Source organism: Thalassospira sp. CH_XMU1458, assembly GCF_037027205.1.
GTDB classification, from domain to species: domain Bacteria; phylum Pseudomonadota; class Alphaproteobacteria; order Rhodospirillales; family Thalassospiraceae; genus Thalassospira; species Thalassospira tepidiphila.
In genome coordinates this window covers 858,327-881,627 of record NZ_JAYMDW010000003.1, presented here as the reverse complement: position 1 = coordinate 881,627, position 23,301 = coordinate 858,327, and the positions used below count along the sequence as shown (strand labels likewise).

The 23,301-nt window shown below is 57.1% G+C and carries 27 protein-coding genes; 6 read left to right on the top strand and 21 right to left on the bottom strand.

Going from position 1 to position 23,301, the window contains the following annotated elements; genetic code table 11:
- Nucleotides 1-88: 88 nt before the first annotated feature.
- From WBY09_RS18070 to WBY09_RS18015, 12 genes are all read right to left on the bottom strand, one after another.
- Complete coding sequence (locus WBY09_RS18070) at nt 89-352, bottom strand: hypothetical protein (protein WP_286791720.1); 264 nt, start codon at nt 350-352, stop codon at nt 89-91.
- Between the two features lie 125 nt (nt 353-477).
- Nucleotides 478-795, bottom strand: a complete 318-nt coding sequence (locus WBY09_RS18065; protein ID WP_286791719.1) for a hypothetical protein — start codon at nt 793-795, stop codon at nt 478-480.
- 9 nt (nt 796-804) lie between these two features.
- Nucleotides 805-1,911 (bottom strand): phage head spike fiber domain-containing protein, encoded by a 1,107-nt coding sequence (locus WBY09_RS18060; RefSeq protein WP_336233496.1) that lies wholly within the window; start codon nt 1,909-1,911, stop codon nt 805-807.
- A 44-nt stretch (nt 1,912-1,955) separates the two neighbouring features.
- On the bottom strand, nt 1,956-3,359 hold the full coding sequence (locus tag WBY09_RS18055) for a hypothetical protein (RefSeq protein ID WP_336233495.1): 1,404 nt from the start codon (nt 3,357-3,359) through the stop codon (nt 1,956-1,958).
- A 23-nt stretch (nt 3,360-3,382) separates the two neighbouring features.
- Complete coding sequence (locus tag WBY09_RS18050; RefSeq protein WP_336233494.1) at nt 3,383-3,829, bottom strand: hypothetical protein; 447 nt, start codon at nt 3,827-3,829, stop codon at nt 3,383-3,385.
- Nucleotides 3,829-5,751 carry a hypothetical protein gene (locus WBY09_RS18045; protein ID WP_336233493.1) on the bottom strand — a complete coding sequence of 641 codons (1,923 nt, stop codon included), beginning with the start codon at nt 5,749-5,751 and terminating at the stop codon, nt 3,829-3,831. The genes WBY09_RS18050 and WBY09_RS18045 overlap by 1 nt, the downstream gene beginning before the upstream one ends.
- Before the next feature lie 91 nt (nt 5,752-5,842).
- Nucleotides 5,843-6,427: a hypothetical protein gene (locus WBY09_RS18040; RefSeq protein WP_197147011.1), complete on the bottom strand. Its 585-nt coding sequence runs from the start codon at nt 6,425-6,427 to the stop codon at nt 5,843-5,845.
- A gap of 63 nt (nt 6,428-6,490) precedes the next feature.
- Nucleotides 6,491-7,084: a phage tail protein gene (locus tag WBY09_RS18035; protein ID WP_336233492.1), complete on the bottom strand. Its 594-nt coding sequence runs from the start codon at nt 7,082-7,084 to the stop codon at nt 6,491-6,493.
- Between the two features lie 75 nt (nt 7,085-7,159).
- Nucleotides 7,160-7,801 carry a phage tail protein gene (locus tag WBY09_RS18030; RefSeq protein ID WP_197147009.1) on the bottom strand — a complete coding sequence of 214 codons (642 nt, stop codon included), beginning with the start codon at nt 7,799-7,801 and terminating at the stop codon, nt 7,160-7,162.
- 88 nt (nt 7,802-7,889) lie between these two features.
- Nucleotides 7,890-8,402, bottom strand: coding sequence for a phage tail protein (locus WBY09_RS18025; RefSeq protein WP_336233491.1), 513 nt, complete (start codon nt 8,400-8,402; stop codon nt 7,890-7,892).
- A gap of 98 nt (nt 8,403-8,500) precedes the next feature.
- Nucleotides 8,501-8,776: a hypothetical protein gene (locus tag WBY09_RS18020; protein ID WP_336233490.1), complete on the bottom strand. Its 276-nt coding sequence runs from the start codon at nt 8,774-8,776 to the stop codon at nt 8,501-8,503.
- Nucleotides 8,777-8,814: 38 nt separating this feature from the next.
- Nucleotides 8,815-9,630 (bottom strand): phage capsid protein, encoded by an 816-nt coding sequence (locus WBY09_RS18015; RefSeq protein ID WP_063087797.1) that lies wholly within the window; start codon nt 9,628-9,630, stop codon nt 8,815-8,817.
- Nucleotides 9,631-9,909: 279 nt separating this feature from the next.
- On the opposite strand from WBY09_RS18015, the gene WBY09_RS18010 reads away from it, so the two are divergent.
- Nucleotides 9,910-10,038 (top strand): hypothetical protein, encoded by a 129-nt coding sequence (locus tag WBY09_RS18010; protein ID WP_336233489.1) that lies wholly within the window; start codon nt 9,910-9,912, stop codon nt 10,036-10,038.
- 6 nt (nt 10,039-10,044) lie between these two features.
- Here WBY09_RS18010 and WBY09_RS18005 read toward each other — a convergent pair whose 3' ends face one another.
- From WBY09_RS18005 to WBY09_RS17980, 6 genes are all read right to left on the bottom strand, one after another.
- A complete protein-coding gene (locus WBY09_RS18005) occupies nt 10,045-10,695 on the bottom strand; it encodes a capsid assembly protein (RefSeq protein WP_336233488.1) in 651 nt (216 codons plus the stop codon).
- Nucleotides 10,696-10,764: 69 nt separating this feature from the next.
- Nucleotides 10,765-11,010, bottom strand: coding sequence for a Bbp19 family protein (locus tag WBY09_RS18000; RefSeq protein WP_336233487.1), 246 nt, complete (start codon nt 11,008-11,010; stop codon nt 10,765-10,767).
- Entirely contained in the window at nt 11,010-12,545 is a 1,536-nt protein-coding gene (locus tag WBY09_RS17995) for a portal protein (RefSeq protein ID WP_336233486.1), read from the bottom strand. The genes WBY09_RS18000 and WBY09_RS17995 overlap by 1 nt, the downstream gene beginning before the upstream one ends.
- 2 nt (nt 12,546-12,547) lie before the next feature.
- Nucleotides 12,548-12,784: a hypothetical protein gene (locus tag WBY09_RS17990; RefSeq protein ID WP_336233485.1), complete on the bottom strand. Its 237-nt coding sequence runs from the start codon at nt 12,782-12,784 to the stop codon at nt 12,548-12,550.
- Between the two features lie 109 nt (nt 12,785-12,893).
- Nucleotides 12,894-13,418 carry a hypothetical protein gene (locus WBY09_RS17985; RefSeq protein WP_336233483.1) on the bottom strand — a complete coding sequence of 175 codons (525 nt, stop codon included), beginning with the start codon at nt 13,416-13,418 and terminating at the stop codon, nt 12,894-12,896.
- The gene (locus tag WBY09_RS17980) at nt 13,406-13,846 is read right to left on the bottom strand and encodes a hypothetical protein (RefSeq protein WP_336233482.1); all 441 of its coding nucleotides are present in this window, start codon (nt 13,844-13,846) and stop codon (nt 13,406-13,408) included. Before WBY09_RS17980 ends, WBY09_RS17985 begins: the two co-directional genes overlap by 13 nt.
- 469 nt (nt 13,847-14,315) lie before the next feature.
- Between WBY09_RS17980 and WBY09_RS17975 the strand changes: the two genes are divergently transcribed.
- The 3 genes from WBY09_RS17975 to WBY09_RS17965 all read left to right on the top strand — a co-directional run bounded on the left by WBY09_RS17975 (nt 14,316) and on the right by WBY09_RS17965 (nt 18,700).
- Nucleotides 14,316-14,573 (top strand): hypothetical protein, encoded by a 258-nt coding sequence (locus tag WBY09_RS17975; RefSeq protein ID WP_336233481.1) that lies wholly within the window; start codon nt 14,316-14,318, stop codon nt 14,571-14,573.
- 158 nt (nt 14,574-14,731) lie between these two features.
- Entirely contained in the window at nt 14,732-15,352 is a 621-nt protein-coding gene (locus tag WBY09_RS17970) for a S24 family peptidase (protein ID WP_008890227.1), read from the top strand.
- 102 nt (nt 15,353-15,454) lie between these two features.
- Complete coding sequence (locus WBY09_RS17965) at nt 15,455-18,700, top strand: CHASE domain-containing protein (RefSeq protein WP_336233480.1); 3,246 nt, start codon at nt 15,455-15,457, stop codon at nt 18,698-18,700.
- Between the two features lie 12 nt (nt 18,701-18,712).
- Here WBY09_RS17965 and WBY09_RS17960 read toward each other — a convergent pair whose 3' ends face one another.
- On the bottom strand, nt 18,713-19,522 hold the full coding sequence (locus WBY09_RS17960) for an inositol monophosphatase family protein (RefSeq protein ID WP_336233479.1): 810 nt from the start codon (nt 19,520-19,522) through the stop codon (nt 18,713-18,715).
- A 186-nt stretch (nt 19,523-19,708) separates the two neighbouring features.
- On the opposite strand from WBY09_RS17960, the gene WBY09_RS17955 reads away from it, so the two are divergent.
- Complete coding sequence (locus tag WBY09_RS17955; RefSeq protein WP_336233478.1) at nt 19,709-20,584, top strand: branched-chain amino acid aminotransferase; 876 nt, start codon at nt 19,709-19,711, stop codon at nt 20,582-20,584.
- A 98-nt stretch (nt 20,585-20,682) separates the two neighbouring features.
- On the opposite strand, the gene WBY09_RS17950 is transcribed toward WBY09_RS17955, so the two are convergent.
- Entirely contained in the window at nt 20,683-21,270 is a 588-nt protein-coding gene (locus tag WBY09_RS17950) for a DUF4136 domain-containing protein (RefSeq protein WP_336233477.1), read from the bottom strand.
- Nucleotides 21,271-21,406: 136 nt separating this feature from the next.
- Complete coding sequence (locus WBY09_RS17945; protein ID WP_336233476.1) at nt 21,407-21,991, bottom strand: TetR/AcrR family transcriptional regulator; 585 nt, start codon at nt 21,989-21,991, stop codon at nt 21,407-21,409.
- A 208-nt stretch (nt 21,992-22,199) separates the two neighbouring features.
- Between WBY09_RS17945 and WBY09_RS17940 the strand changes: the two genes are divergently transcribed.
- A complete protein-coding gene (locus WBY09_RS17940) occupies nt 22,200-23,255 on the top strand; it encodes a hypothetical protein (protein ID WP_336233475.1) in 1,056 nt (351 codons plus the stop codon).
- Nucleotides 23,256-23,301 lie beyond the last annotated feature (46 nt).

Below are 23,301 nucleotides of genomic sequence, written 5' to 3'. Positions count from 1 at the left end.
ATGATCAGATTTCTTTATCTTGAATACAAAAAGGCATTCGGCAACGCATGCCGCCGAATGCCCTTCACATCACGATGAGAATTGCGGGTCAGAGGTTTGTACAAACCCCAAATTTGCTTTCCCAGGACTTGCCCTTGGATTTGTCCTTGCAGTTATGGGCATCACGGTTACTCAGAACCTTGCCTGTGCAATTTTTAGCAGACCAGCATTTCTGCTTTTGGGTCGCACCCTGCACCTGTTCAATCAGGCTGTCTTCCGAGCTCGAACTTGCCGATTCCTCGTCACCACCATTGGCAAATGCAGGGCTTGCCATAAACATCAGGCTGGCAAAAACAATCATCGCATTTTTCATGGTCTGTCCTTTCTAAAGTTAGGCATTTATCGCTGCGCGACCTATGCCGGCAGCTTTCAAGGACGTCTCGACAATCACGGATGTGATACCATCACACAAAGATCACAATGCTTTACGCCAATCCCTCAGCTGGCACCTTCAAGCGCCTCCTTCGCTTTGGCGATCAAATCGCTGGTGTTCATTGCATCGTCCGCGCCGTCGTCTTCCCCGGCACCCTGCCCCTCAGACGCCCAACGCAGCAGTTTGATCAAACCATCAAGATGCCCAAGGGCGGTTTTGCACGCCGCCTGATGCGCATTGAAATCCTTGGCTTCGCGCAGAAGCGCTGCCTGCTGTGCCGCCCGGCGATAGGCATTGCGCACCCGTTTGATGTCATCGGGCAAATCGCGCAGCAGTTCCGCTCGCAAGGTGGCGATTGGATCGGTGTTTTCCGTCTCACGCATCGCCCATCCTCAGACAGTTGAAAGCTCTGACAACCGCGCATTGGAAAGCATTTCCGGCCAATAGGCGAGATTGCGCACATGCCCGTTCAGGGCCTTGTCGGTGCCGCCAAAGGAACCCAGCACGATATTGGAAAAGTTGCGCGGCATGGCAAAGCCATCGGGGGATGACAACACCACACCATCCAGCCCTACCGAGATCACGTCATCATCCCACGCCAGCGCGATGCGATGACGGCTATCCTTGGCAAGCGTGCCATACAGCGACTGGGTGACGACCGGCACGCCACCCGAACGTAGCGAAATGCGCAACTGATCGGCGGCACTGTCATAACCAAGATCAAGGTGATCATCATTCAGACTCAGCGAATAAAGCTGCACGATCCGCCAGATACCCGCCCAATCGGGCGTGGTATGGAGATCAAACACCATTGTGCCGCGCCCCTGAGCGAACCAATCCCCGGGATCAAGCCGCACATCATCGACCGCCCGCGCGGCCGGGATACCTTTGCTGATGATATCACTTGTCGGCGCTGGTCCGGTTTCAAGCTGGGCATTCCAGATCAGGATGGAGGCCGGAAGGGCAGTTATGGCGGTACTGATTTTCGGATAGCGGGTCGTACCGGATGCCGGTTCGGCGATCCAGACCCGCTGCCAGTTTTGATCGAGTGTAAAGCCGTGCGCGGAAGCCCCGTCAATCCCGCCAAGCGTGATGTCGGCTGTGCCCGAAACTGCGCGCATCCAGACGGCAAAGCTGTAGGTCTGGCTGGCCACAAGCCCACCGACATTCTGATAAAGTCCATCCGCACCACCGGAAGTGCCCGGCAGATCAAGCTGCATCGCGGTTTGGCTGCCATCCGGGGCGGCGATGGTGCTGGCACTTACCACCACACCGCTGTTCTTTTCCCAAAGCGCATTGTCAAAGCCCAATGAGTAGCGCAGCAGGTTGGTCGCCGCCCCCTCGATCAGAAGGCCCAGACGCCGACCAAGCCGATCATGGTCATAGGCCGGTTCATCAATCGCGCGGGTTTCAAGCAAACCATTTCGGCCGTGAACAAGCTTGGTGCTGGCGCGCGAAACATTCATGCAGGCCGAAAGCGGCTGATAACGCAATCCCATTGGATGCATCTCCGTTTAATTGGCTATGGGTTGATGGTTGTGCGCTAGCCGCCAATGCGATGAATGTGACACCAGGTCAAAAGACCGCTCGCGCCAATGTCACGTGTTTGCACATCGCTATGCGACAGACGCAGGCGCAATCCGGTGCCGGGCGTGGGATTAATCCGGGCAATACCATTCAGGCGCAAACTGTGCGCCGCCCCGCTGCCCATGGCGGTAATGTCGTTGGCCTGCAAGTGGCTCGACCAATCGGTGCCGTCAAAGCGTTCGAGCGACAAAGTCGTAAAGACCGACTGGTCGGTAATTGGGAAACGCACCCCGGTATCAACATGATAAAAGCCCGGCGGCAGGCCGGTGATGCCATGCACAGCACTGTCATAAAGCCCGTGGCTGTCTTCAATCACCTGATCCCATTCGACCAGAAACGCCCCACCGGCCGGGATGGATTGCGATGCCACCCGCAAAAGCTTCACCACCGGCCCGCTCTCATGGATCGGGGCGGCAAACCAGCGCGTACCATCACAGACCAGATCGACCATGTCACCGCGTGTCGGCAACGGATAAACAGTTACCTCCGCCCCGCCGTTGGTCGGGCGGATCACATTCCCCGCCGCTGTTGTAATATCGACCATCGTGCCGTCACCGTTAAACACCCGAAACCGAACGCCATTGCGCGCAACGGATGCCACCGGCAGGGTCAATTGCGCCCCGCTTGAAAGCCGGACCAGCGATCCGGTTTCGCGGACATCCATGATCCGGCTGACCGGCGCATCAATCACCGGCATGCGGCGTTCATCCTCCCACGCCAGGACATCGCCACTGCGAAAATCAAGATCAAGCATCGCCGAGGCTGTGGATCTTTCAAACGATGCACGTGCTGTTTCAGATCGGCTTTCGGCGGCCTCCGCCCGGTTGGCGGCATCCTGTGCCTGCGCTGCCTTGGTGCTGGCCTGCGTGATCTCCGCCCCGCTGGGTCCGTTGGCAAGCCCCGTGCCCGCCGCGTTCCAGATCAGCGCCCGACCGGGCTTGATCACCGGCAGTTCCGCCGACGCGCCCTCCCCCTGATCCGCGCCAAAGCGCAAAGCACCGGAAAGCGCGCGATCAACATCGCCAAGGGCGGCCGTCATGAAATCAAGATCACGCTCCAGCGCATCCCCACGCGGGACCGACATGGCGTCAAAGCTGCTCAGGCGGCGCAAATACAACTGCCGAGCAATACTGATCGTGCTGCCATTTTGGGGCGGGGTTTCAAACTGCACCACGCCACCCCCGCCCTGATCGGTGGGCGTGAGTGCGATATGAAAGCCGGTATCGGTTTCCGTGCCATTGATCGCCACCCGCACATCACCGGCATCAAACACATCAAAATCAAACGGAAACGTATCGCGTGCGCCATCGCCAACAAAGGCAATGGCGGCACGGATCTGATTGGCAAAAACAGCACCCATAGCGTACTTACCCCTTAAAAATATCAGCCCCAGCCATCACGCTTTGAAAACCAGGCATTCAGCCGCGCAACCGTGTCATCCTGCGAAGATCGCAGCAGCGACTTTTCACGCCAGGCGGCCTGTTGGTTGATGCGACTGCGGTTTCTCGCGGCGGCGTCCGCGCTCTGGTTCGCATCCTGCCGGGCGGCTTTTTCGTACCCCGCCAGAACCGCACTGGCCGATCCCGATCCACCGGCCATCAGGCCCGATGCCCCTTGCCGGGCACGCGCGGTTGCCTGACGCCGTCGAAGGTCCTCCTCGCGATTGGTGGCGTCTTCACGCTCACGCGCTGCGATTTCGGCCAATTCCGCCTGACGGGCCGCTTCGGTTTGATCAATTCGGCTTTGTGCATTGGTTTGATTGGCGGCAATGCGTTGTCCGGTTTGCAGCACCGATGCCGCCATCGGCACGATTGATGTAAATCCACCCATCAGTCATTCACCCCCATTTCACTGGCCGCACCAAGCAATAAAAAAGGCCGGGGCAAGTCCCCGGCGATGCGCCATAGTCCGCTTTTAAGTGTCCCGCCACTGCCCCGCCGCCAACCCAGCGCGCGCAGGGTGATATCCCCGCTATAAAGCGCGTCCTTTTCATCGGCGGAAACCGGAAGTGCCACATCGCGCAATCCCCGACCGGTATCAACGCGAAGCTGCCCGGTTTCCTGCAAACGCAAGGTCACCGAGAACAGCCGCACGGCATTGCCGCCATGCGGGCGGCTGCCATCCGATGCGGCCGGCGGCAGGGCATAAATTTCATGGGTAAAGGGCAAGCCGACTTCGATTTCCGGCACCGCCCCAATACTCTCAGGTAAGCTGATCGTGCCCCCGGCAACCGGGATGTCATCGGCAAGAACGCCATCGTGCCAAACACTGACATCAAGCCCATCGAGCGGATCTAGATTGCCCCAATGTCGGCGCGGCGCCTCACCCGCGGCCACCACTTGGCGTCGATAAAGATCAAAGCCGCATGTCGGGTCAAACACGCCCAGGAAATAAAGTCCGTCACGCTCCAGCACGACATAGACATCCCCGCCTGACACCGAAACCGATGCAAAGGCACATCCCGCAACCGATTGCGCCGACCAGGCGGTAATCGCCTCAGACCGATACAGCGTCAGGGTGGCAAGCGATCCATCGCGCATCACCACATGCAAAAGCCGCCGATCCGGATCGAAGGTCTGATCAATCGGATGATGGATCAGATGGCGTGACAGCAAGGCAAGGTCGGCGGATCCATAGGCCTGTTCGACATCGGTAAACAGGAATTCGCGAATTTCGCGCCCGCTCCGCCCGGCAAAAAGCGTTGCGCCATCAACATTGACCAGCGGCACGGTGCGATCACTTTGGCTGCCAATCCGGGTTTGGCGCGTGACCTGCACATTTGCGGGCGTCAAAGGATCGCCCGTCACCATCCATTCCGACCCGCTGGTAAAGACCTGCAAATGACGCCCGGCGAAAATGCCGGTGATCGCATTGACCTGATCGGCCAGCAGGGCAAATTCAATCGCCTCGTCATCAAGCCCCTCGCCGAGCTCGAAATTAAACAGATCACCAGACTTTGACATCCACAACCGGTTGGGCAAATCGCGCGATCCGCCGATGATCAAGCGGTCCTGATGAAAGGTCACGCTGCGCGGCCAACCACGCACATCGGAAAAGGCCTGCTCGACAAAATCGACGGTAGCATCGGTATTGGGCAATGCCTGCTTCAGCGCGATGGTGGCGGACCGAGCATTGGCGACACTTTTAATCTCGCCCTCAATCCCCTGAATGCGCCACAGGGTCCCGACATGTGCTGGCACAAACACATCCATATTGGCTGAGAGCGTGACCGTGCCGCTGGTGCCCGACGGCGTCAGGGTCGCAGCCGGTTCAACGAACTTGTAATAGGGCTGGCTGGTGCGAAAATTGGTTTCGCGCCAGGCCCACAGGCTGGTTTGCCAGCTGCCATCGCCGGTGCGCGTGATCCGGACCGGCTTGGCATCCGGATGCACGACCAACAGCGTATCCGCACTTTGCGTCCAGTTCAAAAGATCATGGTGTTCAACCCCAAACGTGGTTTCAAACCAGATCGTCTCAACCCCGTCTTCAAACACCAGTGCGCGGTTGTCACCAAAGGCCAGCAGATAGGTCTGCTCGGTATTGAACTCGAACTGGATCAGGCGGGCGGGACCGGGCAATTCATCAACCAATCGAATACCTGGACGACGTCGCACTCCGCCCGATGGCTCGATAAACACATTGCGCAGGCGCGCTGCCCCATAGGCATAGGCGCTTAAGTCCGATCGCCCCCACAATTCCGGGGCCAGTTCGCCGGTCGAAAAGGTATTTTTCTCCAGAACGCGGCGTGCCATGGGGTGCTCCCTCGTTGAATAACGGTAATGCGCCTGCGGATCGTCATCCCCGCGCAGGCGGGGATCTATGGCGACGTGCTCCGTGCCAGCCCTAGCCCCTCGCAGAAATCAGGGAAAAATCATCAATCGCATGCGGGGTCGATTGCTGCGCATCGGCAAGCCTGGCTTCACGCAACTGATCCTCGGCCCGCTTGAAAAGGTACTCTGCGCGCGTGCTGCTTTCGGTCAGCGGCAGACAAAACTCGGCCGCCAGTCGTGCCATCAAGGCCATATCAAACCAGGCCGGAAAGCTGCCCTCGGGCAAACGCGCGACATAGCCAAGATACGCACTGTCACTTGCGACCAGAACCGCCTGATCGCGCAACTCAAACCGGGCAATCTTGCCCCCCTCATTTTCAAGCGACAGCAAGCGGATAAAGTCCCGTGGCAAGGCAAACAGATTGCTGTCCTCCTTGGCCGAACCAGCCCCAGCGCCATCCCCGTCCGCCAAGCGCGAGAGCCAGCACCCCCGCCCGGCAAACCGCCAAGGGTAGCCCGCCAGCATGCCGTCACGCACAGCGGGATAAAGCATCCGGGCAATCTCGGCCTCGGCGACGTCTTCTTCAAACGATGAAATCGGTGCTGCCCCGATCATCACCAACGCCCGCGCGCACAGCGCCACATCACTTAACGCCATCACATCCCCCAACAAAAACGGGGCCCGGAAAACCGGGCCCCGCAAGGTTCTAGATCACAGCAATCAGACCTTGATGATGTAATTCACCACCAGGAACGGCTGCATGTTGTTGTGAGGCTGGTCGCCACCAGCATCCGACACCGAATACCATTCCTGCGAAGTCGGGTTTAGGCCCCGTTCCGCAAATGAACCCATGCCATAGGTTTGGAGATGAGGCGCACCGTACTGGTGAGTGTGGTTTGGCATCTCATCGACCGTAAGCTGATGCGTTTCCTCACCACCAGCCGCACCAATCACACGATCCGTCAGACCATCGCCCTGACCGGCACCAATCGGTGCACGACCGCGCAGATCCGGCAGTTTGAAACTACCAGCGGCCTGCCCGACACCATAGGTCGTGCCAATCGCGGTAAACAGATCGGCATAGTCCGCCGCCAGAAGTTCCGCACCATCACAAATCATAAAGCCTTCCGGTGCCAACGAACCGGCAAACGACAGGATGGTCGCAACCGGCACAGCCCCACCCCCAGAACTGCCACCGCCAAACAGGGTTTCAAGTGCCTGCAACAGCTGGGTATCGTCCATGCGATCCGGAACAATTTCGGCTGCCAGAACGACATTGAGAACTTCACTTTCAACCGGGCTCAAACACTGCATATGATTTCTCCAATTTGGACAAAAAAGAACCCCGGCAAACACGGTCTGCCAGGGTCATAAATTTCATTGCAAGACTTATGCAGACGTCGGATAGAACGCTTTGATCGCATAGGTCATCGCGATGTTGCGTGGGCGGGTTTCGTTAGCTGTGCTGACAACTCGCGAAGCATCAAAATCAATGCCGTAGGGCTGCTTCACGCCCGAACCTGGCGACTGATCCAACAAACCTGTGATGTTGTCACCAAAAACACCCTCGAAGATGTCGTTACCACCCGACAACGCGCTTCCGCCAAAACGCCCAGTGATGTTTTCAAGGGCGAAGTCCTGTGAAGTCGCAAACACACGCCCATCATCAACGCCGCGACCATCATCAAAGCCACGCACGAACTCACCGCGCAGGTCCGGCAGGTTAAAGGTAGACACCTCATCACCAGCCCCCCAAAGCGTACCAATGGTTGCGAACAGATCGGCATATTCGGTGCGTGAGATCGCTGAACCATCACAGACCAGCCAGCCAGTTGGCGGGGTTGGCATGGCGAAAGCTGAAACCGAACCGATTTCACTGCCAGCGACGACACCGCCACCACCAGAACCACCGCCTGAAATCAGCGCTTCGATGGCTTGAAGAAGCTGCGTTTTATCATCGCAATCGGGCCAGATGCCCGCACCCTGAATGACATTGAGGATTTCACATTCGACCGGGGTATTACCCTGCATGAGCAGTCTCCTTGGTTGAGAAAAAGAAACCCCGGCAGCGGATGCTGCCAGGGCGTTTGAAAAGATGTGGATTGGTTGCGGGTCTTACTCAGTTGCTCGCAGGGTGGATTGCCTTGATCGCGTAAGTCACGGCCACGTTACGCGGGCGGGTTTCATCCCCACCAGTGTGAGTAACAGCTTCCTCTACAGCGTTCGGCTCAACAACTTGCGAACTGTAGACTGGGTACTCCCTCGACCCTGACAAAGCAGACTTGGTTTCGGTAAAACCGTGTGTATGGCTTTTAAACTCATCATTCTGTTCAGATGCAAACACACGCCCCTCATCGACACCACGGCCAGCATCAAAGCCGCGCAGGAACTCGCCGCGCAAATCGGGGACATTGAAGGTCGTGTTGCCATCACCCTCGCCCCAAACGGTGCCAAGTGCAGCAAACAGGTCGACATACTCTGCGCGGGAAACGGCAGAACCATCACAGATCAGATAGCCGTCCGGCACGGTCTGGGTGGCAAAGGCATGGATGGAAGCAATCGGCACCTGCAGGCCGGCGATCTGGGCGGCATCAAACTCGGCGCAGATGGTAATCTTGTTGCAGTTACACATGGGCAATCCTTGGGATCGGGTAAAAAGAAAACCCCGGCAACATCTGTCACCGGGGCGAGGTTGAGGGAGGATGAAAAGGGTGGATCGGGGGTTTGCGATCAGTCGGTGTTTGAGGTGCCGATTGCCGTCATGTCGCGGACATCGACGCCGTTTGCACCGGAGCTTGCGACGACGAACAGGCCGCCGGACATGGTGGCGTCGCGGTTGGTGTTGGCGATGATGAAATCGCCGACGCGCAGCATGTCGCGGGCCTCAAGAAAGTAGTCGGCGGTGTCGACGTCGGCGGCGACGTCCGGGGTGACGTAGTGCCACAGCGTAAAGCCGTTGGCGTATGCCAGAACACTGAGGTTTCTGGCTTTGAAACCTTCTGCCATTTGTGTCTCCTTGGTTCGGGAAAAGTCGGGTGTGAGTGTTATTCCTGCGCCTTGATGCAGGTGACACCATCGCCATCAATCAGCGTGGCACCCTGGCTCATGGAGTTGTTGACAAAGTGGGCTGCGTGATCGCCGTGCCAGGTGATGTCGGACTGAACGTCCGAGCCAATTGCATGGCCAATCGCAGTGCGGTGATACCAGAAGCAGGATCGAATACCGCTTGCGACCGGCAGGCCGGAATGGGGCATCCAAAGCGTTCCGAGCCAGCGTTTGGCTTGTGTGCCCTTCCACGGCAGGTCTTCATCGCCGATATAGTCAGATCGTGAAAACTCATCGATCAGGAGCAGTTCCGACCACTGTTTCCAGCCGACAATCGCGTAGCGCTGCCCGTCATCGGGCACATCGCGATCACCAAGGCCTTCGAACGCCATCATCACCTTATCAAGGGTCATGCCCTCGGTATTGTCAGGCACAACATCATCGGCCCCGACCAGGGCATTAATGATCAGCTCGTCGGTCTTGCGGCCCAGCGCATAGGCCCCGGCATTGGCCAGAACCATTTTTTCATCATGGTTGATTTTAAGCTCGTCGAGCGCATCGACCCAGTCACCGGCATAGTAATCACGCAGGTCACAGCGGACCGCCTCGTGATCGACATTCATTACGGGCACCTTGCCGTGCCGCGCCTTGGTGGTCGCCGTGCCCTTGCCGACTTTCTGGAAAACCGTGGTCGCGCCCTTGATGGCGTTTTTGACCCGCACCGTGTTGCGCAGTTTTGATCCCATGCGTTGATAGGCCTGATGCACATCGGCCTGAAAATGGTCGATGAAGCTTTGATCAATCGTGGTTGTCATCGCCTTTTATCCCCTTGTTTCAGATATGGTTTTGTCGTGATTGCAGGCAGCCGCCGGGGATCAATTGCGGAGCCCACAAAGGCCGGTGCCACAATTGCCCCAAAACCGGTCATTTTCCGGCCAAGGTTTGGTGTTTTAAGAGCGCTGTTACAGGAAACCTCATCCATCGAGGTTCCGTAGGACACGCGCTTGATTTGCCCCGACCTGTTGCACCCGACGGGCTTTTCTGCGCGGTCCGGTCCAAGACAAACAAGAAAACAAAGAAAAAGAGTATCTGTCGTGAAGAAGTCGGTTGTGCTTGTGTTCAGCCTGATCGGGCTGGGGATTGCGGGCTATTTCCTTTTGCCGCTGACCCCGATCCCCGACTATGTCAACGCGGTCATCGACCGTGCCGACAAGCTGTTCTAGGCCTGACTACCCACCGGAAAGCCGGGCAAAATCCGCTTGCACCTCGGCGACCAGCGTTGGATCGCGATCCCGCCAATAACGCGGATCATTCATCTTGCGCCGGATTTCAGATCGAAGACCTGTCTCCCCGGCCCCGCCGTCAGCTTTGCCAAGGGCGGCTTCAGTGTTTTGCGCCATCATGCGATGCATGGCACGCACACCATCGGCACTTTGACACAGGGTTTCAAAGGCGGCCTCTGGCAGGTTGGCCTTGCCCCAGCTTTCGATTTTCGGGGCCAGCTTTTTCCAGCTTTCCGCCCCGCCAAACTCGGCCGCCAACGCCGCACGGTCGGTCGCGCGTTGTGCGGCCTGATCAAGATCGCCCATAAGCGGTGAAAGAACCTCCCCCGCCAGATCATAAACCAGCTGTGCCTGTGCGTTGCTGAAGCCTGCCGCATGCAGGCGCTGGTTCAGATCGGCATCGATATCTTCCATGCCTTCAGCAAGCGTGATTGCGTACGCATCCGGTGTTTCGGGCACCAGATCGGCGAGGGCTGCGGGGTCAAGTTCGGGTTCGGGCGCTGGCGTTTCGATATCAGGCAGCTCGGGTGTTTCTGCCGCTTCCGGGACTTCCGGCGTCTCGGTTTCCGGTGCGAGAAGGTCGGGTTCGGTTGTCATGCGAACACTCCAGTTTTTCTGAAAAGATCGGTTGGTACGATTGGCTCGGGTTCCCCGCCTTCGCGGGGATCAATCCTCGGCGGAACGCTCCGCCAGCCGTTTGATCTGCAGCACCAGCGCGCGCTTCCCTTCGCGCATCCAGATCGCCGCAGTGCTGGCATCCGGTCCAAGGGCGGTGTGCAGAAAATGGCGTTCAAGATCGGCCAGTACCTTTGCCCCGGCATCACTATCAAAACAGGCCTGCCAGTGGTCGCTGCCGTTTTCCGAAAGCGTCTCGTTCTCGGCCTCAAACCAGTCCCATCCGTTCTCAACCATCACACCGCCTCCGCGATTTCAGGGGGCAGGCTTGGCCGCAACAAATGGTCCGGCACACCAAACTGATCGGCAAACCAGCGGACCATGACGGGCAAATCGACCTCCGCCAGGGCATCCGGACCAAGGGCGGCAATGCGCGACAGCCAATCAAGCGCCTGTCCCGCCTGTACCCGTTTTGGCAGTTGTGCGAGCGGGGCCGCGTGACGCAGCACGACAACATCGCCATCCAGCGGGATGTCGGGAAGCTCGCCAGTTTGGGTCAGGATATAAAGTGCGCGCCGGATCAGCGGATAGAGCAATTCCGCCTGCAACCGGCCATAGGTTGCCCCCAGAAGCCGGGCGTTTTCGGACGCACGTTCAAGCACCTCGGTCGCGGTCATGCCCGGTTGATCGGTCTGGCCCAAGCGATCGGCCAGCAAGCAGCGCCGAATGCGATCCCGCAGATCGGAAAGCACAAGATCAGACACATCAAACCGACCGGGCGCCTCAAGCGGCTTGAGCCCCGCCGATCCAACGGCCTTGGGGATGATGCTGCCCGGCACAAGGCGGATGGTTGCCGGGTTCAGAACGCCATCATCATCGGCCTGCCAGATGCCAGTGACCGCAATCGAGGCGTTTTTCAAAACCAGTTCGACAACCTTATTCGCGGTCTTGATATCGGGCAGCGCCTTCATCACCGGCGACCGGCCATAAATCTCGCCCGGCGCCTTCATCCAGCGAAAGGCGATATAGGGCGACACATCAAACCGGTCGCGATAGATCAGATCATTGGTATTGGCGTCACCGTCTTCGCGAAACACACACAGCTCATAGCCGGTTTTGCGGTCGGTTGCCGGGAGCACGGCCTCGATCACCGTGAAGCGTTTCGGCGCGTTCTTGTCATCCCTATCATCACCGGCAAAGCCCTTTGCCCCCGGCCAGGTTGCAAGGATTTCCGCGCGGGTGAGCGCCAGTTTGCGAAACACCGCATCCATCTTGCCATCCGATCGTTCTTCAAACGCCAGATCCCGCAAGGGCACTGCCGTAAAGCGCAAAGCAGACGGGCTGTGCAAATCGGCCTTTTCAAGGCGCAAGCATGCGGTTCCGGCGGTGACCAGGTCCAGAAACGCCTGATGCATTTCGACCGCAAAGTTGGACCGATCAAAATGCCCCTGCAAAATCCGAACGGCCCGGCCAAGTTGCTCGGTCAAAGCCTGTCGATCCGCATTGGCGACATTGCCACCGGGCTCCAGCTCAAACCAGCCGCCACCGGGCGGTGTGATTTCGGCCATCAGGCTGGCGGCAAGCTGTTCGACCGCGTCCGATGCGGTGGCGTCAAACACCCGATCAAGGCGCTTGCCGCCATTGGTCTGGTTGCTGGCTGCCGCATTGCGCTGTGGCAGGGCGAATTCATAGCAATCCTGCCAATGCGCAACCCAGTTGCGCCGGCGTTCCATCGCCTTTTGAAAGCGGGCGCGCAACTGGGCAACATCCGCACCAGACGAAATCTTGTCTTCATCTTCCGTCATCTCGCCAAGCTTTTGCGATTTCGCCATGCCTATTCCCCCAAAAGGTTCTTGCCACCGCCCGCCTTGGCGATGCGGTCCGTCAAAAGCCCGCGATAACTCGTCCCGATCAGGCTGGCCCGGCCATAACGGCGGCGTTCAAGCGCCTCGGTCCGGGCAGATCGTGCGGCGTCTTCGGCACTGGTGTCTTCTTCGGTTGTGGTGGATTGCTGACGTGTCACCGGCGCACTGACAGCGGCCGGTTTGGGTGTCGAAAACAAACTGCCCATCACTTTTCCCTCCCGATCCCCCAAACGCAAAAACGCCCGCAAGGGTCGGAACCCTGCGGGCGCATCTGTGGCGTTGATTTGTCTCTTATGTCACATTAAAAAGAACAAATCAAGAACATTTTTCAGAAAAAAACACTTTCCTGATCTGATCTGGGTTTTCAGACCTCTGTTGCAGATGGCGATAGAGCTGCCAGGGGGTGATGATCCAGAAGGCCGAAATGCCCAAAAGGCGCTTGATCAGCTCGACACAGCTCATCGGGCCGAAGCGGACCTTGTGCGTGATCGAGGCCGGATACCGCGCCCAGATGCAGTGATAGCCAAGGCCGCGATAATAGGCCGCCGGATCAAAGATCGGCGAATAGCACCAGCTTTCACAGCGCACCCGATGGCTTTGCGGATCAAGGCAGATCCACTCCCCTGCCCGGACACCAGACACCAGTACAAAGCAATGACGAAAGCCCGGTTTGAGAACCCGCAACAATCGCTTTTCTGGTGCATCGGCAAAGACCACCAGGACTGAGACCTCGCGCCCGGAAGCGGATTGATCGGTCCAGTGATCCATCCACGGACCGGCGGATTCCTGTGCCGTTTCGGCGGTTTTGGATTGTTTGAGCACGTTGGTTACATCCCGCATGGCGACAGATCCCCACCCAGTTCGACGGCGACATCTTCATGATGGAAACTTTCGTCTTCCCCGCGTTTGACGATGCCGCGTGTGACCAGCACATTTTCAAGTGCATCAAGGGCTTGTTGCCATAAATCACCCTTGTCCTTTTCGCGCGGATCGCGGGCATCGGGTTCGCGTTCGACCAACCCGAAATATTCCAGTACCTGCAAATGCCCATCCCCCAGAATGCCCGCCTTTTTAAGGCGCATTACCGCGTTATAGACATCATCAGGGTCACAGGGGCGCACCACCTCGCCCGCGTCGGCCACCACACGAGCACCCTCGATCCGCGCAGTTTGACAGCGCACGAACCAGAACCACGCCTGCCGGGCGCTGGAAAAAGGGGTGATGTCGCGCGCAGAATGCGGTTTGGGAAAAAGTCGTTGTTCGGTCACGTCGCCCTCCTGCTGGATAAAACCTGTTCATTCCACCGGACCTGCAACCAACCCTTCACCGCACCAAACCTTTGAAAAAGATAAAACTTTCCCGTTCGCGCATCTTGCGATGCACGTTGATTTGATGAATGGTTTGTGATGTCCCCAAGGGCGGTGTTCCGCCCGCGCATATCGACGGTTCTCGCCGTCTTTTCAGCCGGTCCCCGAAAGGCCCGACTTATTTGCAGATGCAATTCCGGTGTTGATATGCAAGCTATAATCCCTTTTTGTTCTCATTGTAAAGGATTAATTTCCTATAATTATTTTTGATGTATTTGCAACATCTTACACAACCAAAGCTCGATTTAGAGCAGGTATTGTGAGACACTTTTACTGCTGGGCTCGCTCTGAAAAGCACGGTTTTGGGGGATTCATGAGATATTTCGCCTTACTCGCGGTTTTGTTCGTTGTGAGTTGCACAGGACAAATCATGAAAGGCTATATTGGCCAATCAATTACCGAACCGATTCTGGATTATGGCCCGCCAATAAACATCATCGATCTTGATGATGGCCGCAGAGCCTATCAGTGGAACATCGTCGAAAGCGGCTTGATACCGATATCGGGCCCCAATACTACGACCTACGTTCCCTATGCCGATTCCTGCATTCACACATTGACCGCAAGGAAAGTTGGCACGGATTACATTGTCGAAGAGCATCGTCAGACTAGTGTTTTTTGCGATTAGTTGAGTTACGGCAAATTTTCCACATCACGACTTCCGTGGTGCGTTCACCGGCTCTTTTCGTCAGAGAACGGCGTGTAACCGGTACTGGGACACTAATATCTTTCGAATTCAGGAATTAATTCCTTCCTCAATGATCTCGCCTCTTGCTAGAATGCGGCATGATCAGACATCAACAAATATGGGCTGCCCTGGATCAGATCGCCGAAGATCACGGTTTGACGCCTTCGGGACTGGCCCGCCTGGCACAACTTGACCCGACCACGTTCAACCGGTCCAAGCGCACCACAGCCCAAGGCAAGGCGCGCTGGCCTTCGACCGAAAGCATTTCAAAGGTGCTTTCCGTCACCGATGTCAGTTTCCGTGAATTTTCCGAACTGGTGGATGGCAATGGTGCCGGGCGTATCCCTGTGATCGGCTTTGCGCAAGCCGGCAATCGCGGCTTTTTTGATGATGCCGGTTATCCGGTTGGCGGATCATGGGAAGACATCACCTTTCCGGCCCTGCACGATCCGACAGCCTATGGGTTGCGGATATCGGGGGAGTCCATGGCGCCGGTGTTTCGCGATGGCGATCTGATCATTGTCAGCCCGGCGTCAAACATCCGCCCCAAGGACCGCGTGGTTGTCAAAACCCACGAGGGCGAAGTCATGGCCAAGGAACTGGTCCGGCGCGGCGCGCTTGGTGTGGAATTGAAATCCCTGAATCCCGATTTCGAAGACCGCTTTATTCCGGCAGAGGAAATCGACTGGGTCGCCCGTATTCTGTGGTGCAGCCAATAAGCATTCGAATAAGCCTTTGGCCATTCGCACACATTCGATGATTGATCTATTCAAATCCGCCCTGCGACACATTACATTTGGTCTTAGCAAAAGAACCGGCTGATGCCAGAGGGGAAGGGGAACAATCGTTTGACGCTGCAACGCCATCACATTGTGCGTTCTCTGGTGGTTATCCTTGCCTATTTCGCAACGGGCTATGCCGGACTGCAACTTCCGTTCTTTGGCACAAGTGTCACCCTTGTCTGGCCGCCATCGGGCATCGCAATTGCCGCGATGGTGTTTTGGGGCTGGCGGTATTTCCCGGCAGTGTTCATCGGTGCCCTTCTAGTTAATCTGGCGACGTCGCCGTCGGTGCCAGCGGCCCTTATGATTGCGGCGGGCAATACCCTTGCCGCCGTGTTGCCCGCCCTTTTGATCACGCGCCTTGCCGAGAATTATCCGCTGGCGCAATTCCGCAGCATGCTGGTTTTCCTTGCGCTGGGCACGGTATGTAGCCCTGCCATAGCAGCCCTTTTGGGCAGCACCACACTCAGCATGATTGTTATCGGCAACTTTGATCAGTTCGGCGAAATCTGGCAGGGCTGGTTCCTGGGCGATCTGGTCGGTGCGATTGTGGTCGGACCATTGACCTTGCGCCTGATGAACCGGCAGCCGGTATCCCGTTCGCTCCAACACTATGGCGAGCTTGCCTTCATCGTCATTGCGGCCGTCGTTCTGGCCTCCGCCGTTCAGACAACGCCGCTGATCTCAAAGCCCGAATATCTGTTTATCTTTGTCTCCGTACCGCTGGTGATCTGGGGGGCGGTGCGCTATGGGCTGCTGGGCGCGGTTCTGATCAATGCCGTCATCGTTGCCGACATCATCGTCTTTGCCGCCCTTGGCAATAAAACCTTTGTCGGTGTCGGGCTGAATACAGGCCTTCGCAACCTTTATGGCTATGTCATTGCCATTTCGGTCGGCACCCTGTTTCTGGCTGCGGGCATGGAACGGATTGCCGCGATCACGACGCGAACCCTTGACGGGCGGCAATCCGAAGATGTCCATCGGTTACGCCGGACATTGTCGATCATCATTGGCGTGATCGGGTTTGGCGTCTCGGGGCTGGCATCCTGGTACACCTATACCCAGCTTGTTGCCGCCGACCGATCATCGACCGACCAGTATCGCCTGGCGTTTGAAGCGTCGCTTCGCGAAGAACTTGGCGGGGCCACCGATGCGCTGATCGCCGTCCGGACCCTGTTTGATGTCCATGGCAGCATTTCGGCCAATACCTTTGATGCGATGATTGCCCCATGGGTCAACCGTCGGCCCGGTGTTGCCGCCCTTGAATGGGCGCCGCATGTTGAACGCCGGGCGCGCGGCCTGATTGAAGAAAATGCCGAGCTGCGCGGGGTGACCAATTTCGCCATCCGCGCCCTTGTCGATGGCGAACTGCAAACGTCAAGCGAACAGGACACCTATTATCCGGTCTTCTTTGTCTTTCCGCGATCCGGGAATGAAAAAGTCATCGGCTTTGACATGATGAGCGAACCTTCGCGTCGACGTGCGCTTGAAACCGCCCTTCAGACCGGCAATGTCACCCTGACCGAGCCGCTCGAACTGGTGCAGGCGAATTCGGCGGTCGTGACCTCGCTTGCGTTTCTGGCGGTTGAAAATCGTCGGGACCGCACCGGACCGCCACTGGGCGTTGCCATCGGGGTGTTGCGCCTGACCGACATGATCAGCCGGGCGGCACGGGTGGCGCGCATTCCACTGAATTTTGAAATCCATCTTGCCGACCTGAAATCCGAGTCTGATAAGAAACTTATCTATTCCAACCGGTTAGCCAACTATGCGATAGAGCACATTCAAGAGGAACTGGAAAAGCCGTTCAACCCGAATGTTTCGAACTTCACGTTTGGCTATCGCGACTGGACGATTGTCCTGCATCCGTCAGAGCCGGGCTTTGGCACGCTGCTTTATTGGCAGCCATGGGCGATCTTTGTGTTTGGCAGCACAGTCAGCATTCTGCTTTTGATCTATCTGCGATCACTGAACCGCACCGAAAAATACATCGTCAATCTGGTCGAGACCCGGACCCGCGAACTTGAAGACGCCCGCGCATCTGCCGAAAACGCCATGAACCGGGCCCAGCAGGCTGATCGGGCCAAATCGGAATTCATCGCCCACATGAGCCATGAATTCCGCTCCCCGATGACATCCATATTGGGCTATGCCCAGCTTGCCAGTGACAGTCTGGAAAAAGATGCCAATACCGAAACGCTGCGCAGCTACCTGTCGACCATTCGCGGGGCCGGTCGCCACGTATTGTCGCTGATTGGCGATATTCTTGATATTTCCAAGATCGAGGCCGGCAAGCTTGTGCTGGAAGAAAACCCGTTTGACCTTCATCACATCTGCGAAGAAGTTGTTTCGATGATGCTGGTCCCGGCACGCGCGCAGGAAAGCACGCTTGAGCTTGATATCGATCCGAAACTGCCGCGCCATGTCACCGGCGATCCTGTACGCCTCAAGCAGGTGCTGACCAACCTTGTTTCCAACGCCATCAAGTTTACCAAACAGGGCAAGGTTCTGGTTGTGGTGCAGGCACTCGACATCACCGAAGATGCTGTTTCATTCCGCATTTCGGTGCGCGATGAGGGGATCGGCATTGCGCCAAACAAACTCGAAGCGATCTTTGATGCCTTCACCCAGGCCGACACCACCACGACGCGTCGTTATGGTGGCACCGGACTTGGCCTGACCATTTGTCAGCGCATGGTTCAGGCGATGGGCGGCCGGGTGCAAGTCGAAAGCCAGGAAGGCAAAGGCAGCCGTTTCTGGTTTGACCTGACCTTGCCACGCAGCACCGAAACCGACGTTGCCCGGCAGGAAGGACAAACCGCAAACCCGGACGACGCCCGATCTGAAAAGGCCGAGGCAGCTGATCCGGGCGCATGGAACCTGCTTTTGGTTGAGGACATCGAAATCAACCGTATCCTTGCCCAGAAACTGCTGGAAGCGCAGGGGCATACGATTACCACGGCTGCTGATGGGCAAATCGCGCTTGATATTCTTGCCGGGGCCGATTTCGATGCGGTTCTGATGGATCTTCACATGCCGGTTCTTGATGGTATCGAGGCTACCCGACGTATCCGCGCCTTTGACGATCCGGTCAAGGCGACCATTCCGGTGCTTGCCCTGACCGCGGACATTTCAAACGACAATCTCGAAAACTTTCACGAGACCGGCTTTGACGCCTATTGCACCAAGCCGCTGGATATCGCGATGATTGACGCTGAACTGGCCCGCCTCATTCACCGCAAATTTGACGCCCGCCTGGCGCGAAATGACACGCCAGCAACCTGATGCGCGGGCTGCCTAACGGGTGATACCGGTCATGGATTTAAGTTCTTCGGCGACCTTGGGACCCGCAGTCAGGATCGGTGCGCCATTTTCAAGCGCATCGGGTGCGCCCAGATAATCATTGGCCCAACCCCCGGCTTCCTGCATCAACAGGATCCCGGCCAGACAGTCCCACGGATTGATATGCGGTTCGTAATAGCCGATCATCCGCCCGGCCGCGGCATAGGCCATTGAAAGTGCGCCTGATCCGTTGCGCATAAAGATGCCCTTGCGATCCAGCAAGTCCTTGATAAACGGCATAATCGCGTCACTTGTCGTGCGATGGGACATGCCAAGCCCCATCACCCCGTCACCGACGGTTTTGGCCTCACTCGCCTTGATCGGCTCGCCATTGGCAAGCGCACCCTGACCGCGACGGGCACTGAACAATTCCTTGCCACACGGCTGATAGATCAGGGCGATCTCGATCTTCCCCTTGACGACAAGGGCAATGGAAATGCACCAGCTTGGCATCTGATTGACAAAGCACGCCGTGCCATCAATCGGGTCGATCACCCACAGGCAATCATTGTCGCCCTTCTCGATGCCCATTTCCTCGCCAAGGAAGCCGTCCTCGGGAAAGGTGTCTGCGATCTGATCACGAATGATCGCTTCAACATTCTTGTCGGCGATACTGACCATATCGAGCGGGTTTTCCTTGGCCTCGACCTCAAGATCGCCGGCACTGCCGTCGAAATACTCCATCGCCCGCTTTCCGGCAGTGCGGATGACGTCACGGGCATGTTCGAACCGCGCGTCGAGATCAAGTTTGACGTCATCACCCATCCTGTTTTCCTTTCAAAGCGGAAAGCGTCTCAAAATCAACTATCTATAGAAAAACCTATCGCATAACTGCTTGCAAGGTTTCATGACATTTCAAAGGCACTAAAGCGGTGATGTTTTCTTTGACCATTTGATTGCAAAAATCCTATGCTAGGCGGCGCTAATGAACCGCCCCACAGGAGTACAAAAATGGGTCACGCCGCCACCGATAGCACCGTCACCACCTGGACCTGGTATCAGGGCCAATGGCACGAAGGGAACCCCAACATCATGGGGCCGCAAACCCATGGTTTCTGGATGGCCTCGACCGTGTTTGATGGTGCACGCCGCATGAATGGCAAAATGCCGGACCTATATCCGCATTGTGCGCGTGTGATCCGCTCGGCCGAGCTGATGGGCCTGAAACCGACGATCACCACCGAGGAAATCGTCGCCCTGGTCAAGGAAGGCGTTCAAAAGTTCGATCCCAAACTGGCGCTTTACATCAAACCGCTGGTGTTTGGCGGCGAAGGCTTCATCGCGCCGACGCCCGAAAGCGCGCAGTTCGTGCTGTGCATTTCTGTCAGTGAAATGCCAGAAGCCATCCAGACCGGCTTTAGTGCCCGCAAATCTAGCTTCCGCCGCCCGTCACCGGAAAGTGCGCCGACCGAGGCCAAGGCATCCTGCCTGTATCCCAATGTCGGCCGTGCGGTGACCGAGGCCACCAGTTCGGGCTTTGACACCGGCGTGATGCTTGATCCGATTGGCAATGTTGCCGAGTTTTCCTATGCCAACCTGTTCTTTGCCAAGGACGGTACGGTCTTTACCCCGGCGATCAATGGCACCTTCCTCAATGGCCTGACCCGTCAGCGCGTGATCAAGCTTCTGCGTGAAGACGGTGTTGATGTGGTCGAAAAGACCTGCAAATACGAAGAACTCGAAACCGCTGACGAGATCTTTGGCACCGGCAACTATTACAAGGTCGCCCCGTGCGTCAAACTTGATGACCGCAACCTTCAGCCCGGCCCGATCACACGGCGCGCGCAGGACCTTTACACCGCCTTTGTTGCTGCCAGCGAAGACTGATCGCAGTTAGCACATGATCGACAGACAAACGGCCCGGATATCCGGGCCGTTTTTTTGTTCCGTCAGAACGCTTTCTTATTGCGTCAAGGCTCTGGTTCTTAATGCGTCAAGGCTCGGGGCGCACTATTGCCCGCCACATAAGGGTATTGCGCAAAGATCGACGCCACCGCAGCCCGCACCGTTTCATTCGGCGCTTCGCGAAGTGAACTGGTCACCCGCGAAACAGCTGTGCCTTCCCAGACCATCTGACGGGTCTGGCGGTCTACAAGATCGATGCTCAGCGTGCCTTCGGTGTAGCTATCGACATAGCCCGGTTCGACATAGCCCGGCCAACCAACATACATGCCACTGCGATAGCCATAATACCCGCCCATATAAACCGGCGGAGAAGAGCGTGTCTTTTCCTCGGTCTTGAGATGGAAATTGATCAAAAGGTCCGGGTTATGGATATCAAGCTGATAGCCGCGCGACACCATTGCGGTGTTGATCGCATCCTCGATCCGCTGACCCGACAGGGTCTGATATTGCGCCTCGGCATTCTTGCCGGCCCCTTCGACAAAGGCGAATGTCTGATACTGTCCGAAATCGGCCGCCGGATCGGCATCGGTATAGATGCGCGGACCTGTGGCACAGGCCGCCAAGACCGTTGCCATCATTGCCACCAGCACAAGTTTCATCTTCGTCATTGCCCGTGTCCTTTGGTTTGAAATGTTTGCCGGACCAAGTGCGACACGCATCGGGTGAATGCGCCAATCCCCTAATTCATCATCAGAAAATGCGTAAATAATGGCAATCAACTTTTTGGGGAAAAACAACCGGGGTTTAGCCAATCAGATCTTCGGCCAGTGCGCGCAATTCATTGATCTCATCATCAAGGATGGCCCGATCTCCCATGCTATGGGCAAGAATAATCGCGCCCTGCCAGCGCATGATGATCTGACGACCGGTCTTTGCGGCTGTTTTGCGATCTGCCCCGCCTTCTTCAAGCTGATCCGCAACCCAGTTGATCAGGGCGTCAAACACCGCCTGGCCGGTTCTGCGCGACGGGGCAAAGTCGTCATCATTGGGCAGATCAAGCATCAGTCTTGCCAACGGGCAGCCGTGACTGACCCGGCGCGGCGTCATGGCATCAAGATAATCAAAAAACTTTGCCAAACGGTCCGCGACCGAACGCGACGTCGAGATACTTTCAAGAAGCGGGACAAACTCCCCTTCCATGGTTTCGAGTGCCGCCAGGGCAAGGTCATGTTTCTTGGGAAAGCGGTAAAACACGCCACCGGCGGGTAACCCGGCCTCGGTCGCGACTGCCTGAATGGTGGCGGCGTGATAGCCATCGCGCCAGATCACATTCATCGCCGCGCGGGCAAGCTTTTGACGCTTTTGCTCGGAACTCAGCTTGGTGGCCATTGATACCTCAACACATATAAGTCAGTTCACTAACTTATTCGTTAAACATTATGTTCCTGTTAACTGCCCGGTTTAGGTGCCCGTTCGATGCCTTAGTCCGCATTTAGGCATACTGAGAAATTTGAAAGCATTGCACAGGGCGTGTATCACTGACCCATCGGACACACGCCAAAACGGCACAAGAGCAACAACACACACCGGAGCCACCGTGAAAAACAATCAATTCACCCTTGCCGATATCCGAAATGCGGTATCGGCCGGCGTGCTCAGCGAAGAGGCCTTTGCAAGGCTTGAAGACTACCTTGCTAAACAATCGCAAGAGTCGCCTGAAACTGAAAAATTCACGCTGTTTCGCGGCATGAATGACATCTTCATCGCACTTGGCATATGCGCACTGACCATCGGCTGGTTCGTTCTGTGGGGCCTGCTTGCCAATGGGCTGGCATTCTGGATCGCGCCACCACTCGCCATGATCGCCTATGTCGCGCTGGCGGAATATATCGCAGGTAAGCTCAAGGCGTCCCTGCCCTCGATCGCGATTATGGCCGCCCTTGGCGCAACGCTGATGATCTATGCGGTGGCGATTTACATGTCGCTTGCCGGACCTGCCGGGCAGTTGTCCGATCTTGATACGGTGATTGATTTCGGGCAGCGGTCGATGAATGTGCTGGTGTTTGTCGCCATCATCGGCTTTGCCTTCCAACTTGGCTTCTTCCTGCGCTATCGCCTGCCGGTATCGTTTGCGCTGATTGCTGCTGGCCTCGTTGGCGTTTTCTGGTCTGCTTTGATGGCGACATTCGGCCCGGCGGCAGAACCCTATATCCCCTATCTGATCACGGCGACGGGCATCTTGTTGCTGGCCCTTGCGATCTTTATCGACAGCCGCGATCCCAAACGGATCAATGGCTGGGCGGAATGTGCGTTCTGGCTTTATGTCTTTGGCGCGCCGCTGACCATCCATTCGATTGCCGCAACGTTTGAGGCCGCCGCCCTTGCGATGATCCCGGTGATCATCATTGCCATGGTGCTGTCCCTGATCCTGGATCGTCGGTCGCCGATCATCAGTGGCCTGATCTATGTCGGTTATCTGCTGCAATCCGGGTTCGAGGGGGCGGCGATTGATCCGTCCATGACCATCGTTCTGGTCTGCTTCATCGTTGGCGGACTGGTGATGGCGTTTGGTGTGGGTTGGCAACGTGCCCGCCATGTGCTTCTGGCGCCATTTGAAAATCATCCGCTGCGGCGTTACCTGCCGCCAAGCTGATTAACACAATGAGGCCAGCATCAATGTGCTGGCCTCATTCGTTTTT

Coding starts and splice junctions, on each gene's coding strand:
- WBY09_RS18070 (WP_286791720.1), bottom strand. CDS start 352: ATGAAAAATGCGATGATTGTTTTTGCCAGCCTGATGTTTATGGCAAGC.
- WBY09_RS18065 (WP_286791719.1), bottom strand. CDS start 795: ATGCGTGAGACGGAAAACACCGATCCAATCGCCACCTTGCGAGCGGAA.
- WBY09_RS18060 (WP_336233496.1), bottom strand. CDS start 1,911: ATGGGATTGCGTTATCAGCCGCTTTCGGCCTGCATGAATGTTTCGCGC.
- WBY09_RS18055 (WP_336233495.1), bottom strand. CDS start 3,359: ATGGGTGCTGTTTTTGCCAATCAGATCCGTGCCGCCATTGCCTTTGTT.
- WBY09_RS18050 (WP_336233494.1), bottom strand. CDS start 3,829: ATGGGTGGATTTACATCAATCGTGCCGATGGCGGCATCGGTGCTGCAA.
- WBY09_RS18045 (WP_336233493.1), bottom strand. CDS start 5,751: ATGGCACGCCGCGTTCTGGAGAAAAATACCTTTTCGACCGGCGAACTG.
- WBY09_RS18040 (WP_197147011.1), bottom strand. CDS start 6,427: ATGGCGTTAAGTGATGTGGCGCTGTGCGCGCGGGCGTTGGTGATGATC.
- WBY09_RS18035 (WP_336233492.1), bottom strand. CDS start 7,084: ATGCAGTGTTTGAGCCCGGTTGAAAGTGAAGTTCTCAATGTCGTTCTG.
- WBY09_RS18030 (WP_197147009.1), bottom strand. CDS start 7,801: ATGCAGGGTAATACCCCGGTCGAATGTGAAATCCTCAATGTCATTCAG.
- WBY09_RS18025 (WP_336233491.1), bottom strand. CDS start 8,402: ATGTGTAACTGCAACAAGATTACCATCTGCGCCGAGTTTGATGCCGCC.
- WBY09_RS18020 (WP_336233490.1), bottom strand. CDS start 8,776: ATGGCAGAAGGTTTCAAAGCCAGAAACCTCAGTGTTCTGGCATACGCC.
- WBY09_RS18015 (WP_063087797.1), bottom strand. CDS start 9,630: ATGACAACCACGATTGATCAAAGCTTCATCGACCATTTTCAGGCCGAT.
- WBY09_RS18005 (WP_336233488.1), bottom strand. CDS start 10,695: ATGACAACCGAACCCGACCTTCTCGCACCGGAAACCGAGACGCCGGAA.
- WBY09_RS18000 (WP_336233487.1), bottom strand. CDS start 11,010: ATGGTTGAGAACGGATGGGACTGGTTTGAGGCCGAGAACGAGACGCTT.
- WBY09_RS17995 (WP_336233486.1), bottom strand. CDS start 12,545: ATGGCGAAATCGCAAAAGCTTGGCGAGATGACGGAAGATGAAGACAAG.
- WBY09_RS17990 (WP_336233485.1), bottom strand. CDS start 12,784: ATGGGCAGTTTGTTTTCGACACCCAAACCGGCCGCTGTCAGTGCGCCG.
- WBY09_RS17985 (WP_336233483.1), bottom strand. CDS start 13,418: ATGCGGGATGTAACCAACGTGCTCAAACAATCCAAAACCGCCGAAACG.
- WBY09_RS17975 (WP_336233481.1), top strand. CDS start 14,316: ATGAAAGGCTATATTGGCCAATCAATTACCGAACCGATTCTGGATTAT.
- WBY09_RS17970 (WP_008890227.1), top strand. CDS start 14,732: ATGATCAGACATCAACAAATATGGGCTGCCCTGGATCAGATCGCCGAA.
- WBY09_RS17965 (WP_336233480.1), top strand. CDS start 15,455: ATGCCAGAGGGGAAGGGGAACAATCGTTTGACGCTGCAACGCCATCAC.
- WBY09_RS17960 (WP_336233479.1), bottom strand. CDS start 19,522: ATGGGTGATGACGTCAAACTTGATCTCGACGCGCGGTTCGAACATGCC.
- WBY09_RS17955 (WP_336233478.1), top strand. CDS start 19,709: ATGGGTCACGCCGCCACCGATAGCACCGTCACCACCTGGACCTGGTAT.
- WBY09_RS17950 (WP_336233477.1), bottom strand. CDS start 21,270: ATGACGAAGATGAAACTTGTGCTGGTGGCAATGATGGCAACGGTCTTG.
- WBY09_RS17945 (WP_336233476.1), bottom strand. CDS start 21,991: ATGGCCACCAAGCTGAGTTCCGAGCAAAAGCGTCAAAAGCTTGCCCGC.